The 12,745-nt window shown below is 71.9% G+C and carries 15 protein-coding genes and 1 pseudogene; 7 read left to right on the top strand and 9 right to left on the bottom strand.

From position 1 onward, the window contains the following. Nucleotides 1-595, top strand: a pseudogene (locus ABT116_RS32425) (FUSC family protein); the annotation flags it as partial. Between the two features lie 35 nt (nt 596-630). Here ABT116_RS32425 and ABT116_RS32430 read toward each other — a convergent pair. The 6 genes from ABT116_RS32430 to ABT116_RS32455 all read right to left on the bottom strand — a co-directional run bounded on the left by ABT116_RS32430 (nt 631) and on the right by ABT116_RS32455 (nt 4,539). Then, nucleotides 631-1,065 carry a hypothetical protein gene (locus ABT116_RS32430; protein WP_351641094.1) on the bottom strand — a complete coding sequence of 145 codons (435 nt, stop codon included), beginning with the start codon at nt 1,063-1,065 and terminating at the stop codon, nt 631-633. 28 nt (nt 1,066-1,093) lie between these two features. Next, nucleotides 1,094-1,930 (bottom strand): DUF1206 domain-containing protein, encoded by an 837-nt coding sequence (locus ABT116_RS32435; protein WP_351641095.1) that lies wholly within the window; start codon nt 1,928-1,930, stop codon nt 1,094-1,096. 116 nt (nt 1,931-2,046) lie between these two features. After that, nucleotides 2,047-2,463: a hypothetical protein gene (locus ABT116_RS32440; RefSeq protein WP_351641097.1), complete on the bottom strand. Its 417-nt coding sequence runs from the start codon at nt 2,461-2,463 to the stop codon at nt 2,047-2,049. 285 nt (nt 2,464-2,748) lie between these two features. Continuing rightward, nucleotides 2,749-3,012, bottom strand: coding sequence for a DUF5133 domain-containing protein (locus tag ABT116_RS32445; protein WP_351641099.1), 264 nt, complete (start codon nt 3,010-3,012; stop codon nt 2,749-2,751). Between the two features lie 29 nt (nt 3,013-3,041). Then, nucleotides 3,042-3,905: a SigB/SigF/SigG family RNA polymerase sigma factor gene (locus tag ABT116_RS32450; protein ID WP_351641101.1), complete on the bottom strand. Its 864-nt coding sequence runs from the start codon at nt 3,903-3,905 to the stop codon at nt 3,042-3,044. Between the two features lie 199 nt (nt 3,906-4,104). Beyond that, on the bottom strand, nt 4,105-4,539 hold the full coding sequence (locus tag ABT116_RS32455) for an ATP-binding protein (RefSeq protein WP_502983976.1): 435 nt from the start codon (nt 4,537-4,539) through the stop codon (nt 4,105-4,107). Nucleotides 4,540-4,809: 270 nt separating this feature from the next. On the opposite strand from ABT116_RS32455, the gene ABT116_RS32460 reads away from it, so the two are divergent. From ABT116_RS32460 to ABT116_RS32470, 3 genes are all read left to right on the top strand, one after another. Continuing rightward, nucleotides 4,810-5,031, top strand: a complete 222-nt coding sequence (locus tag ABT116_RS32460; RefSeq protein ID WP_351641105.1) for a hypothetical protein — start codon at nt 4,810-4,812, stop codon at nt 5,029-5,031. Between the two features lie 69 nt (nt 5,032-5,100). Next, a complete protein-coding gene (locus ABT116_RS32465; protein WP_351641107.1) occupies nt 5,101-6,570 on the top strand; it encodes an aminotransferase class I/II-fold pyridoxal phosphate-dependent enzyme in 1,470 nt (489 codons plus the stop codon). Nucleotides 6,571-6,846: 276 nt separating this feature from the next. Then, a complete protein-coding gene (locus ABT116_RS32470) occupies nt 6,847-7,302 on the top strand; it encodes a cyclic nucleotide-binding domain-containing protein (RefSeq protein WP_351641109.1) in 456 nt (151 codons plus the stop codon). Between the two features lie 13 nt (nt 7,303-7,315). Here ABT116_RS32470 and ABT116_RS32475 read toward each other — a convergent pair whose 3' ends face one another. Both ABT116_RS32475 and ABT116_RS32480 read right to left on the bottom strand, forming a co-directional pair. Further along, nucleotides 7,316-8,596, bottom strand: coding sequence for an MFS transporter (locus tag ABT116_RS32475; protein WP_351641110.1), 1,281 nt, complete (start codon nt 8,594-8,596; stop codon nt 7,316-7,318). A gap of 86 nt (nt 8,597-8,682) precedes the next feature. Further along, the gene (locus tag ABT116_RS32480; protein WP_351641112.1) at nt 8,683-9,300 is read right to left on the bottom strand and encodes a LysE/ArgO family amino acid transporter; all 618 of its coding nucleotides are present in this window, start codon (nt 9,298-9,300) and stop codon (nt 8,683-8,685) included. Between the two features lie 69 nt (nt 9,301-9,369). On the opposite strand from ABT116_RS32480, the gene ABT116_RS32485 reads away from it, so the two are divergent. Then, nucleotides 9,370-10,269, top strand: coding sequence for a LysR family transcriptional regulator ArgP (locus tag ABT116_RS32485; RefSeq protein ID WP_351641121.1), 900 nt, complete (start codon nt 9,370-9,372; stop codon nt 10,267-10,269). Nucleotides 10,270-10,273: 4 nt separating this feature from the next. On the opposite strand, the gene ABT116_RS32490 is transcribed toward ABT116_RS32485, so the two are convergent. Continuing rightward, entirely contained in the window at nt 10,274-10,981 is a 708-nt protein-coding gene (locus ABT116_RS32490) for a TetR/AcrR family transcriptional regulator (RefSeq protein ID WP_351641114.1), read from the bottom strand. Between the two features lie 103 nt (nt 10,982-11,084). Here ABT116_RS32490 and ABT116_RS32495 point away from each other — a divergent pair, with 103 nt between their 5' ends. Then, nucleotides 11,085-12,302: a saccharopine dehydrogenase family protein gene (locus ABT116_RS32495; RefSeq protein WP_351641116.1), complete on the top strand. Its 1,218-nt coding sequence runs from the start codon at nt 11,085-11,087 to the stop codon at nt 12,300-12,302. Nucleotides 12,303-12,405: 103 nt separating this feature from the next. Then, nucleotides 12,406-12,660: a WhiB family transcriptional regulator gene (locus ABT116_RS32500; RefSeq protein ID WP_030844076.1), complete on the top strand. Its 255-nt coding sequence runs from the start codon at nt 12,406-12,408 to the stop codon at nt 12,658-12,660. Nucleotides 12,661-12,745 lie beyond the last annotated feature (85 nt).

Consider the following 12,745-nt stretch of genomic DNA (forward strand, 5'->3'; position numbering starts at 1 on the left):
GGTGGTCGCTGCGGCGCTGGTCCTGCCGGTGCAGACGGACCGCCGTACGAACGAGCTGCTGGGCACCGTGCTGGAGCGGCTGGCCGATGTCACCGAGGCCGCGGTCGGCCAGCTCAGCGGCGGGCCCGCGGACGAGCTGCTGGACAAGGCGCGGGATCTGGACCAGTCACTGGCCGATCTGCGGGCCGCGACCCAGCCGCTGATCCACCCGGTCACACCCCTGCGGACGCGGCGGCACACGGCCCGCTACGTGGTGGCGCTGCTGGAGACGTGCGCGTATCACGCGCGGACGCTGGCGGCGACCGCCGAACTGCTGCCCACGCATCCCTCCATCGCGGCGGACCCGCGACTGCGCGGGGCCGCCGGGCGCACGGTGCGCAACATCGAGACGATCGCGGCCCGGGTCGCCGACGAGCACGCGGACGCGCAGGTCGAGACCGGGCCGAGCATCGCCTCCCTGCTGGGATCCGACGCCGGTACGCCGCGCTACGGCCGCATCACCGACCGCGTGCTGCGGCACCTGGAGCGACTGGACGAGGGCGTGGTGGGACTCGCCCGGCCGCTGGACGTGCCGGTGGCCGCGCCCAAGGGGTGAGAACCCCGCGATGAGCAACATGGAGCCGCTGCCCGTCAGAAGTCCGTGGGCAGCCCGCTCACCTCGGCGATGCCCCGCAGCTCCTCGGTCTGCTTGTGCCGGTCCCGGATGTAGTCGGCTATCTCGCCGAGGCGGATCGGGTCGGACGCAGTGGTGGCGTCCGTGACGATCCTGACCGGGCCGGTGTCGTCGACGTGGAGTTCGACCACTTCGTTGTCCAGGCGGCCGGTGACGGCGGTGGCGATGACGAGCGCCACCTCGTCGCGGACCTCCTGGGGCAGTTCGTCGTCGCCCCCGGAGTCGAGCGCGAAGTCGAGGCTGGACAGGCGTTCCTCTTCGATCGCCTCCAGGACGGGTTCCACCGCGCGCATCAGAAGGCGGTAGTCCTCCGTGTCCATCCGGATGCGCAGGAGGTCCAGGTACATGTCCACGGGCCGGCCATCGCCATGCGGAATCTCGGAATCGCTCATTCGCATCGTGTTCCCCACGAAACGCGGCTCAGACGCGCCGCCACCGGGCCATGGCGAAGGAGAACACTCCGAACATCACCAGCCCGGCCGCGACGCACACCAGCAGCCAGGGGCCGAGCGGAGTGTCGGCGAAGGTGCGCAGGGTGTCGTCCAGGCCCTTTGCCTTGTCGGGTTCGTAGTCGATGGCCGCGCGGACGGCGAAGACACCGGCCACCGCGAACACCAGCCCTCGGGCCGCACCGCCGGCCACGCCCGTGACGTCCACCAGCTGCCGCGTCCGCCGGCTCATCTCACCCAGCCGGAGCTTGTCGTGGTACTTGCGCAGCACCGCGCGTACGGCGATCCAGCCGCCGGCCACGACGATGCCGATCCCCGCGGCGCCGACCAGCCACTGACCTCCGAGTATCTCCAAAACCCTGGCCGTGGCGTCCCGGGACTGCTGGTCGCTGGATCCGCCGCTCTGGTGGCGGCTGACCGCGAAGGTCAGCACCGAGTAGGCGACGAAGACGTAGAACGCGAAGCGGACCGTCGCCATCAGCCGCTTGCGTGCGCTGCGGCCGTCCTTGCCGATCGAGCCGAAGAGGGCTTCGGACAGCCGCCACAGGGCCATGCCGACGAGCCCGATGCCCAGCGCCCACAACAGCACCGCGCCGAACGGCTTCTGCGCCAGCTCCTGAAGGGCTCCCCCGCGGTCGGCCTGACGGCCGGTGTCGCCGAAGGCGATCTGCAGGGCCAGCGCTCCGACGAGCAGATAGATCACGCCCCGGGCGGCGAAACCCGCCCGTGCCGCCCCCTCGGTCACAGAGCCCCGCGCCATCCGCCGGGCCCGCGACCGACCGCCCTGTGCCATCGCACTCGTGTTCATGTCGACCTCCCGGCAGTCCGGATGCCCCGGGTCGGCGTTCACACACCCTGCACAACCCCCGGACCAGGGGATTCCGGTTGTCGGCCGGGTGCTGTCTCATCAGCGACACGGCAGCGTCACTCCCGTAACGGGCTCAGGACCGGCGCAGACTCGATCCGCGGGCGGCGCGGCGACGCCCCGGGCGGCCCGAGCGCAGGAGGTGCCGTCCGCGCCGAGCGGGCGAAGAAGTCGACGAACTCGGCCGTGAGGCCGGTGTGCTGCCTGATGCGCACACCTCCGCGCGCCGGGTCAGGGCACTGCACGTCGCCCATGCCGGTCCCGGTCACCGCCAGGGTGGAACGCAGCACGGCCTTCAGGACGGCACTCCGGCTGCAGGACCCGGACCGGTGCGCCTGCGTGAAGGTCGGGGCCGGTTCCGCCTCCCGGACCCGCCGCGGGAACCACGGGGCGTCCAAGCCGTCGGGCCGCGCTGCGGTCACCAGGACGCCCAGCGTGCGCGGCCTGACGTCGGACCGCTGGGACGCCCGCTGCATCAGCGCGAAGGCGCTCTCCCCGTCCGGCAGCGCTTATCGCCCCTGGAGAACGCCGTGCGCCTGCGAGATCAGCGGGCGCAGGGCTGGGCACGGGCCCGCAGGTCGCGTACCTCGGCGCGCAGGCGCTCCAGCTCGCCGTCGTCGGCGGCGGCCTCACGCCCCGCTGTGGACATGGAACTCCTGGCGTTTCGGTCTCGTGGCGCGAACGGGCCCGGCCGCGGCTTGCGCCGTCGGCCGGGCCCTCGTTCGGCCTCGTCCTCCCCGTCGCTCAGTGGCACACGGGGATCAGGCGGGCTCCGTGACCGGCATGCGCTGCCCGGCCATCGGCGCGGCGGGTTCGCGAACCGGTGCGGGTGCGGTTGCGAGCCACTGGTGGGCGGCCTCCAGGGCGCGCTGGACGTCGCGGGTGCCCGTGGACACGCACAGCGTGTACGCCAGGTCGCGTGCCCTGGGGTTCGGCTCCGCCGGTCCGTGGGCGGCCTCGGCGGCCGACAGGGCCTCGTACTCGTCGACGAGCCGGCGCAGCACGGTGGGGTGGGGCCTCAGCATGGTCGTTTTGCTCCTCGTGGGTCGGATGGTCAGGCCGTGGTGGAGGGGCCGCCGCTGCCCCGGTTGCCCGTCCGCTGCCCCATGACCTCGTCGCGCACACGGGCGCAGCTGCGGCTGATGAGGCGGGAGACGTGCATCTGTGAGATGCCGAGGTGGTCGGCGATACGGCTCTGGGTCATGTCCTCGAAGAAGCGCATGTAGAGGATGGCCCGTTCGCGTTCCGGCAGGCGGCGCAGGCCTTCCTTGGCGGACTCGCGGTCCACGACGATGTCGTAGGACGAGTCGGCCGCGCCGAGGGTGTCGGCGAGGCTGTAGCCGTCGTCGTCGGCCGAGAGTTCGGCGTCCAGCGACAGGGTGCTGAAGCTGTCCAGGGCCTCGAGTCCCGCGTTGACCTCTTCCTCGCTGAGGCCGGTGTGCGTGGCGAGATCCGCCACGGAGGGCTCGGGGCTGCCCGGGTTCTGGGTGAGTTCACGGCGTGCCACCCGCACCTTGTTGCGCAGTTCCTGCACACGGCGGGGCACCCGCAGGGCCCACATACGGTCCCGGAAGTGCCGCTTGACCTCACCGGTGATGGTGGGGACGGCGTAACTCTCGAAGGCACCCCGGCTCGGGTCGAACCGGTCGATGGCCTTCACCAGGCCCAGTGCGGCGACCTGCCGGAGATCCTCGATCGACTCTCCGCGGTCGCGGAAGCGGCCGGCGATCCGGTGGGCCATGGGCAGCCACAGGGTGACCAGTTCGTCGCGGACGGCCTCCCGCTCGGGACCCTCCTCCAGCTCCGCCATCCGGGCGAAGAGGGCGGCGGTGTCGGGGGCGTCGTCGTGACGCCGCCGGGAAGCGGGGGTCGTCGTTTCGGGCGTGCCGGGACGATGGGTGGGCGTTTCGATGAGCATGCGGATTCGCTCCTGAACGGTGGTTTCAGGGACTGACCGCGGGAAGGGTGCCGCCCGGATCGCCTGGAGGCCTCCGGGGCAGTCATACCGCTCCCGCTGGCGCGCCTCCGGTCCGAAGCACGAAACTGCGTCTGCCCTGCACTCGGGGGAACAAACTCCGCTTTGCAGTGCAATCTGCTGGGTGCCGCCTCACGGGCACTCAGAACAGGGGGACGACAGCAGTGATGCACTTGCCCCCGGAGGGCAGGTCCGACACCCGGACGTCGCGGGCGAGCCGGCAGACGATGGGCCAGCCGTGGCCGCCGTGCCGCATGCGTCCGTGCGGGTCGGTGCGTGGCGCCGTCACGGGCAGCGCGTCACTGCGGTCGCTGACCGAGACGCGCACACCGGGGTCGTCGACATCCACCTGGAAGTCGGTGACACCCCCGCCGTGCAGGATCGCGTTGGTCGTCAGCTCCGAGGCGACGAGCAGCGCGTCGGACAGGGCGTTGGTGTCGCACGGGGTGTGGGTGGCCCGGCAGCGTTCGGCCACCGCCAGCTCCACCGCCCGGCGCGCCTCGGCCGGTTTGCACGGCCGGGCCCGGTGAACGCCGGGCGGCTCGCCTATGGAATGGATCATGTGCTCCTCGCACATTCTGCAGCTCCCTGACAGCACGGACGGAAAACGGGTCCGGACCGCGTTCCGGGGCCGCCCGCGTGGGCCTGCCCGGGTCCTCGGACCCACTGCTTGCTTCGACCTGCCGCGGCGTTCGGGGCGCGCACCGCGTGAGCGCCGCGGTCTTACTCTTCGGCTCACCTCTGACCGCACCTGCAAACCTCCGGTCCGGGCGGAGGGCCCGAAAAACGCCTCGAACGGCCGAGTGCCGGTGCCATTTCCGCGCGCTGGGCGGGTACGCGGGGGTGCATGACCGATGTGGTGGATTCGGACGAGCTGTTGCGGCGCATCCGGCGTGCGAGGGAGTGCGCGGTGCAGGAGGAGCGGACGTGGCGGTCCAGGAGCGAGGAACTGGACGCGACCGACCCGCAGGGGGCCCGGGACGCGGCCGTGCGGCGGATGTCCTACGAGGCGGTGCTGCGGGTGCTGGACGAGATCGTGACGCCGGGCAAACACGCACCGGAGGGCTGACCGGACGGATGCCGGTGGCCGTGCGGGTGAGACCGGATTGCGGGGGCACACGCCGGGAACCCGGTGCGCATGACAGCCGACCACACGCGAGCACCGATTCTGGAAGCCCTGGACGAGTACCGGCGCAAGGGGCATCTGTCGTTCACACCGCCCGGGCACAAGCAGGCCCGCGGCGCGGATCCGGCGGTCCGGGAGATCCTCGGTGACGCGGTGTTCCACGGGGATGTGCTGGCTTCGGGCGGTCTGGACGACCGGCTGACCCGTGGGCGGGTGCTGGAACGCGCCCAGGAGCTGATGGCCGACGCGGTGCATGCCGAGCACACGTTCTTCAGCACGTGCGGCAGCTCCCTGTCGGTGAAGGCCGCGATGCTGTCGGTCGCGGGACCGCACGAGAAACTGCTGGTCGGACGCGACGCCCACAAGTCGGTGGTGGCGGGGCTGATCATCTCCGGTATCGAGCCCGTCTGGGTCGAGCCCCGCTGGGACGCCGAGCGGAACCTCGCCCATCCCCCGTCCGCCGAGGAGTTCGACCGGGCCTTCGACGCGCATCCGGACGCGCGCGGCGCCCTCGTCACGAGTCCCACGCCGTACGGCGGCTGCGCCGACCTGCGGGCGATCGCCGACGTGTGTCACCGGCGCTCCCGGCCGCTGATCGTCGACGAGGCGTGGGGCGCGCACCTGCCCTTCCATCCCGATCTGCCGTCGTGGGCGATGGACGCGGGCGCGGACATCTGCGTGACCAGCATCCACAAGATGGGCAGCGGCCTGGAGCAGGGTTCGGTCTTCCACCTCCAGGGGGATCTGGTTCCGCCGGAGCTGCTGGGGATGCGCGCGGACCTGCTCGGCACCACCAGCCCGTCGGTGCTGATCTTCGCGGGGCTCGACGGCTGGCGGCGGCAGATGGCGCTGCACGGCAAGGAACTGATGGGCGGTGCGCTGGATCTCGCGGCCGAGGTACGGGCCTCCATCGAGCAGATCGACGGCCTGCACGTCAACGACCGGGACGACTTCTGCGGCCCGGGTCTGGCCGACGACCTCGACCCGCTGCCCGGCGTCATCGACCTCACCGGACTCGGGATCACGGGCTTCCAGGCGGCGGACTGGCTGCGCGAGCACCGGAAGATCGACGCGCATCTGGTGGACCACCGCCGTATCGGCGCGCAGATCACCCATGGTGACGACCGGGAGACCACCGGGCAGTTGCTGGAGGCGCTGCGGGACCTGGCGCGGGCGGCGCCGGATCTGCCCAGGGCGCCGGGGGTGGACGTGCCGTCGCCGGCGGAGCTGCGGATGGAGCAGGCCGTGCTGCCCCGGGACGCGTTCTTCGGCCCGGCCGAGACCGTGCCGGTGTCCGAGGCGGCCGGGCGGGTCGCGGCCGAGATGATCACGCCGTATCCCCCCGGCATCCCGGCCGTCCTTCCCGGTGAGCGACTGACCGAGCCGGTGCTGGCGTACTTGCGCACGGGGCTGGACGCGGGCATGCATCTGCCCGACCCGGAGGACCCGGAGCTGGAGACGGTGCGGGTGCTCGCGCGGTGACCCGGACGTGAAACGGGTCACGGAACCCGGTCTTCGGGTGCGCACCGGCCCACCGAATGGTTTACGGTTCATATACGTGGTGACGGAGTCGACTCCTGCTCCTCCGTGCATCACCGCTTACGGCCCTGGCTGGTCCCCCCCGTCCAGCCAGGGCTTTTTCATGCCCGGGCGGCCCGCCGGAAGAAGTCGCGTACGCCGAGGTGCCCGCGGCCCGGGCAGCGGCTGAAATGGGCGTAGGGACAGCACCGCAGTCGACCGCCCGGCGAGGAGCTCCGCATGACCAAAGCGATCAAACTCCTGACCGCCCTGCCTCCGCCCCAGCGGCAGCGCCTGATGACGCTGGCCCGGGAGGTGTCCTTCCCCGAGGACGCCCGGATCTTCGAGGCGGACGGCACGGCCGACCGCTTCTGGGTCATCCGCTCCGGCGCCGTCTCCCTGGACCAGCAGGTGAACTCCCTGCAGCGGGTGACCGTGGCCAGCCTCGGCGCGGGCGACCTGCTCGGCTGGTCCTGGCTGTTCCCGCCGTACACCTGGGACTTCGGCGCTGTGGCGTTCAGCCCGGTGCGGGCCTACGAGTTCGACGCGCAGGCCGTGCTGGAGCTGTGCCAGGAGGATCCGGAGCTCGGGATGATGCTGGTCCGCAACGTCGCCGAGGTGCTCGCCCACCGGCTGGAGATGACCCGGGGCAAGCTGATGGAGCAGTACACGCTGCACCGGCGCGGAGCCCTGTGAGCCCTGTGCGACCTCAGACCCGGTAGCGGCGCAGCGCCGGTACGGCGGTGGCCAGTACCAGCATCAGCGCGACGACCAGCAGTCCGCCGCCCACCACGGCGGTGCGGGGGCCGAAGGCGGAGCCCGCGGTGCCGTGCAGCACGTCGGCCAGGCGTGGCCCGCCCGCCACGACGACCGTGAAGACGCCCTGCATGCGCCCGCGCATCTCGTCGGTGGCGGCGGACAGCAGGATCGCCCCGCGGAAGACCATGGAGACCATGTCGGCCACCCCGGCCAGGGCGAGGAAGGCCACCGCGACCCAGAGGTTGCCGCTCAGCCCGAAGCCCGTGATGGCCACGCCCCAGGCGACCACCGCCCCGATGACCATCAGGCCGTGCCGCCGGGCCCGGGAGAAGGTGCCGGAGAACAGTCCGCCCAGCACGGCGCCCACGGGGATCGCCGCGAACAGCAGGCCCAGCGCGAGCCCTTCGCCGTAGGGTGCGTAGGTCTGGGAGGCGAGCTGCGGGAAGAGGGCGCGGGGCATTCCGAGGACCATGGCGACGATGTCGGCGAGGAAGGACAGCAGCAGCACGGTGTGGCCGGAGATGTAGCGGAAACCGGCGGCGATCTCCTTCAGGCCCGCGCGCCGCACCACGGTGCCGGCCAGGGGCGGCAGCGAGGGCAGCCGGTACACCGCCCACACCGTCACACACAGCGCCAGCGCGTCGATGAGGTACAGCTCGGGCAGGCCGATGACGGGGATGAGGGCGCCGGCGAGCAGCGGGCCGGCCACCTGGCCGGTCTGCATCACCGTCGAGCCCAGGGCGTTCGCGGCGGGCAGCTCGTCCGCGGGGACCAGCCGGGCGATGGAGGCGCTGCGGGCCGGTGCGTTCAGGCCCCAGAAGGCCTGCTGCACGGCGAGCAGCAGCATCAACGCGGCCACCGACTCCAGGCCCGTGAGGGCCTGGAGCCAGAACAGCAGCGAGGTGACGGCGATGCCGCTGTTGGTGATCAGCAGCAGCTTGCGCCGGTCCATGGTGTCGGCGATCGCCCCGCCCCACAGCGCGAACACGATCAGCGGCACGAGGCCGGCCAGGCTCGCGGCGCCCACCCAGGCCGAGGAGCCGGTGAGGTCGTAGATCTGCTTGGGGACGGCGACGGCGGTGAGCTGGCTGCCGACGGCCGTGACGGCGGTCGAGCCCCACAGCCGCCGGTAGGCGGGGCGGCGCAGGGGGCGGGTGTCCATCGCCCAGCGCCGCCGGGGCGCCCGAGCTTCGGGTTCCTGCTTGTCCGTCGTGCTCTCACTCGTGTCCACGCGCCGCCACTCTCTTGATGGTCGCTACACCTTCAGGGCGCGATCACTATCGCATCGACCGCCGGTCATCGGGCGACCGATTTTTTTCAGCTCCCGGCGATGAGCAGGGCCCCGAGCACGATCATGGTGGCGGCGACCAGGCCGTCCAGGACGCGCCAGGCGGCGGGCCTGGCGAGGAAACGGCCGAGCACGCGGGCGCCGAACCCGAGGGCGGTGAACCAGCACAGGCTGGCCAGCACGGCGCCGAGGCCGAAGCTCCAGCGCAGCGAACCGTGATCGGCGGCGACGGACCCCAGCAGGAACACGGTGTCCAGGTAGACGTGCGGGTTGAGCCAGGTCATCGCCAGGCAGGTGAGCACGGCCCGGCGCACCGATCCCGACGCCTCCCCCTCGGTCCGCAGCGCGCCGCCGTCCTTCCGGAACACCCGCCGGGCGGCCAGGGCGCCGTAGCACAGCAGGAACGCGCCGCCGATCCAGCCGACCACCGTGAGGGCGCCCGGCCACTTCACCACCACCGCGCCGACCCCGCCGACCCCGATCGCGATGAGTGCCGCGTCGGACAGGGCGCAGATCCCGACCACGGCGAGGACGGCCTGGCGACGGATCCCCTGCCGCAGGACGAAGGCGTTCTGGGCGCCGATGGCGACGATGAGGGACAGTCCGGTGCCGAAACCGGCTGCACCGGCGGTGAAGGTGCTGGTCATGGCGTCGACGCTACGTAAGCAGCCGGGTCGGATCCAGCTAAAGATTCTTACGTATCATTAGCTCATATGATGATGACGGATCTCCCGCTCGACCAGGTCCGGACACTGCTCGCCGTCGTCGACGAGGGGACGTTCGACGCGGCGGCGGCCGCGCTGCATGTGACGCCGTCGGCGATCAGCCAGCGGGTGAAGGCGCTGGAGCAGCGCACGGGACGCGTCCTGCTGCTGCGGACCAAGCCGGTGCGGCCGACCGAGTCGGGTGAGGTGCTGGTGCGGCTGGCCCGCCAGGTGGCGCGGCTGGAACACGACGCGTACGCGGAGCTCGGACTGAGCGGCGACGGGGAGCCCACCCGGGTGTCCGTGGCGGTGAACGCGGACTCGCTCGCCACCTGGTTCCTGCCCGTTCTCACGCGTGTTCCGGAGGAGCTTCGGCTCTACTTCGAGCTGCGCCGCGAGGACGAGGACCACACGGCCGCGCTGCTGCGGGAGGGCACGGTGATGGCGGCGGTGACCTCTTCGCCGGATCCCGTGCCGGGCTGCTCCGTGCGGTCGCTCGGCCGGATGCGCTATCTGCCCGTGGCCGCGCCGGCCTTCGCCGCGCGCCACCTCGGCGGGCCCCTGGCGCAGGCGCTCACGGAGGTGCCCGTGGTGGTCTTCGACCGGCGCGACGACTTCCAGGACGGTTTCGTCCGCGGACTCACCCGGGGGCGCGGCGCCGCGAGCGCCCTGCGGCACTACGTGCCGACCTCGGAGGGCTTCGTCGAGGCCGTGGCCGCCGGGCTGGGCTGGGGCCTGGTGCCGGAACCCCAGGCGGACCCGCTGCTGCGCGACGGCCGGCTCGTCGGCATCGCCCCGCGCCGCACGGTCGACGTACCGCTGTACTGGCAGCAGTGGAAGCTCGACTCGCCGGCGCTCGCGCAGGTGGCGGAGACGGTGACGGCGACGGCGGCGCAGGCGCTGCGGCCCTGACGGCTCAGTCCCGGACGGCCTCCAGCCGGGCCGCAGCACTGTCCAGCAGCATCTCCAGGGCCGCCGGATAGGCGCTGGTGAGCATGCGGGTGGCGAGCAGCGGCGCCGCCTCGGCGATGCGGGGATGGGTGGTGGCGGGCAGACGGGCGTACGTGGAGCGCCACATGTCCTCGTCGGCGTGCAGCGAGTCGCTGGGCAGGGCCAGCGAAGCGGCGTCCAGCGCGGCGAAGGCCAGGGTCTGGTCGATGAAGGCGTGGTAGATGCGCACGGTGTCGGGCAACGGGAAACCGGCCGTGCGCAGCACGTCCAGGACGGCCTCGTCGGCGGCCAGCTCATGGGCCCGGCCCGTGACGCGGTTCGTGGTCAGAAGGGCGGCCTGCGGATGGGCGAGATACGCGGCGTGGATGCGCAGCCCGAAGGAGCGCAGGTCCTCCCTCCACTCCCCCGTTCGCCGCCATCCCTGAAGGGCCTGGCCGATGAGCGCGTCGCCGATGGCGAGGGTCAGCTCGTCCATGCCCCGGAAGTACCGGTAGAGCGTGCTCGGGTCGGCGTCCAGGGCGAGGCCGAGCCGGCGGGCGGTCAGTCCCGCGCTGCCGTGTTCGCGCAGCATGCGCAGCGCGGTCTCGACGATCAGCTGCTCGGACAGCACGGTGCCGCTCTTGGTGGGCCTGCGCCGACGGCGTTTCTCCTCGGGCACCACGGGCTTCGGCACGACGACTCCCTCCTTATGCCAACGCCATTGACCTTATGTCCCAGGGCGGCGTTTCATCTCTGCAAGGACGCGTCACGTTCTTCGCAAATAGGGAGTTTCTGTCATGCGTGTACTGCTCGTGGGAGCCGGTGGTGTGGGCGGGGCCGTCACCCGGATCGCGGCCCGGCGGCCGTTCTTCGAGGCCATGGTGGTGGCCGATTACGACCCGGACCGCGCCGAGGCGGCGGTCGCGGCGCTCGGCGACGACGCGCGTTTCACGGCGGAACAGGTCGACGCGAGCGACGAGAGTGCCGTCGCGCGCCTGCTCGCCTCGTATCGCTGCGACGTCCTCCTCAACGCCACCGACCCCCGCTTCGTGATGCCTCTGTTCCGTGCGGCCCGCGCCGCGGGTGCCACCTATCTCGACATGGCGATGTCGCTGTCCCGTCCGCACGCCGAGCGGCCGTACGAGGAGTGCGGGGTCAAGCTCGGCGACGAGCAGTTCGCGCAGGCCGCGGACTGGGAGAAGGAGGGGCTGCTGGCCCTCGTCGGCATGGGGGTGGAGCCGGGCCTGTCGGACGTCTTCGCGCGGTACGCCGCCGACGAACTCTTCGACGAGATCGAGGAGATCGGCATCCGCGACGGCGCGAACCTGGCCGTCGACGGCTACGACTTCGCGCCCTCGTTCAGCATCTGGACCACCATCGAGGAGTGCCTCAACCCGCCGGTCGTCTACGAGGGCGGGAAGGGCTGGTTCACCACCGAGCCGTTCAGCGAGCCCGAGGTCTTCGACTTCCCCGAGGGCATCGGCCCGGTCGAGTGCGTGAACGTGGAGCACGAGGAGGTGCTGCTCGTCCCGCGCTGGGTCGACGCCCGCAGGGTGACCTTCAAGTACGGCCTGGGCCGGGAGTTCGTCGAGACGCTGCGGACCCTGCACCTGCTGGGCCTGGACCGCACCGACCCGGTGACCGTGCCCGGGCCGGAGGGGCCGGTGAAGGTCTCGCCCCGGGACGTGGTCGCCGCGTGCCTGCCCGACCCGGCGACGCTGGGCGAGCGGATGCACGGCAAGACGTGTGCGGGCACCTGGGTGCGGGGCGTGAAGGACGGCGAGCCTCGCGAGGTGTACCTGTACCACGTGGTCGACAACCAGTGGTCCATGGCCGAGTACGGCTCCCAGGCCGTGGTGTGGCAGACGGCGGTCAACCCCGTGGTCGCGCTCGAACTCCTCGCCACGGGCGCCTGGTCCGGTGCCGGGGTACTGGGCCCGGAGGCCTTCCCCGCCCGGCCGTTCCTGGACCTGCTGACGGACTACGGCTCACCCTGGGGCATGCGGGAGCAGTGAACGACTGTCCGGGAACGCCCTGTTTCACCGGGCATCGACAGGTCACCCGAAAGGGAGTAAGCATGCGAGAGAGCACGTTTCTACTGCGATGCAGGTGACTTCGATGGACAACTGGCGAGACCACGCTGCCTGTCGGCACGAGGACCCCGAGCTCTTCTTCCCGATCGGTACCTCCGGCCCGGCTCTGTTGCAGACGGAGCAGGCCAAGGCCGTGTGCCGACGGCGCTGCCCCGTGCAGGAGCAGTGTCTGCAATGGGCCCTGGACACCGGGCAGTCCATCGGCGTGTGGGGCGGGACCAGCGAAAACGAACGGCGTGCGCTGAAGCGCCGTACGGCCGCCCGCCGCCGCTCCGGCTGACACCGGCCACCGCCCCCCCGGGGGGGCCCGGTGCAGACCAAGATCGAGGACGCGCAAGGCTGGGGCCTGGACCAGCGCGTCGAAG

Origin of the sequence: Streptomyces sp. NPDC002130, from assembly GCF_040296465.1 — a bacterium.
GTDB lineage: Bacteria > Actinomycetota > Actinomycetes > Streptomycetales > Streptomycetaceae > Streptomyces.

Bases quoted from the DNA above. Each gene is read 5' to 3' on its own strand.
- ABT116_RS32460 (WP_351641105.1), top strand. From the start codon at position 4,810: ATGACCGATGTGGTGGATTCGGACGAGCTGTTGCGGCGCATCCGGCGT.
- ABT116_RS32470 (WP_351641109.1), top strand. From the start codon at position 6,847: ATGACCAAAGCGATCAAACTCCTGACCGCCCTGCCTCCGCCCCAGCGG.
- ABT116_RS32485 (WP_351641121.1), top strand. From the start codon at position 9,370: ATGATGACGGATCTCCCGCTCGACCAGGTCCGGACACTGCTCGCCGTC.
- ABT116_RS32455 (WP_502983976.1), bottom strand. From the start codon at position 4,539: ATGTGCGAGGAGCACATGATCCATTCCATAGGCGAGCCGCCCGGCGTT.
- ABT116_RS32445 (WP_351641099.1), bottom strand. From the start codon at position 3,012: ATGCTGAGGCCCCACCCCACCGTGCTGCGCCGGCTCGTCGACGAGTAC.
- ABT116_RS32465 (WP_351641107.1), top strand. From the start codon at position 5,101: ATGACAGCCGACCACACGCGAGCACCGATTCTGGAAGCCCTGGACGAG.
- ABT116_RS32500 (WP_030844076.1), top strand. From the start codon at position 12,406: ATGGACAACTGGCGAGACCACGCTGCCTGTCGGCACGAGGACCCCGAG.
- ABT116_RS32440 (WP_351641097.1), bottom strand. From the start codon at position 2,463: ATGCAGCGGGCGTCCCAGCGGTCCGACGTCAGGCCGCGCACGCTGGGC.
- ABT116_RS32430 (WP_351641094.1), bottom strand. From the start codon at position 1,065: ATGAGCGATTCCGAGATTCCGCATGGCGATGGCCGGCCCGTGGACATG.
- ABT116_RS32435 (WP_351641095.1), bottom strand. From the start codon at position 1,930: ATGAACACGAGTGCGATGGCACAGGGCGGTCGGTCGCGGGCCCGGCGG.
- ABT116_RS32495 (WP_351641116.1), top strand. From the start codon at position 11,085: ATGCGTGTACTGCTCGTGGGAGCCGGTGGTGTGGGCGGGGCCGTCACC.
- ABT116_RS32450 (WP_351641101.1), bottom strand. From the start codon at position 3,905: ATGCTCATCGAAACGCCCACCCATCGTCCCGGCACGCCCGAAACGACG.
- ABT116_RS32480 (WP_351641112.1), bottom strand. From the start codon at position 9,300: ATGACCAGCACCTTCACCGCCGGTGCAGCCGGTTTCGGCACCGGACTG.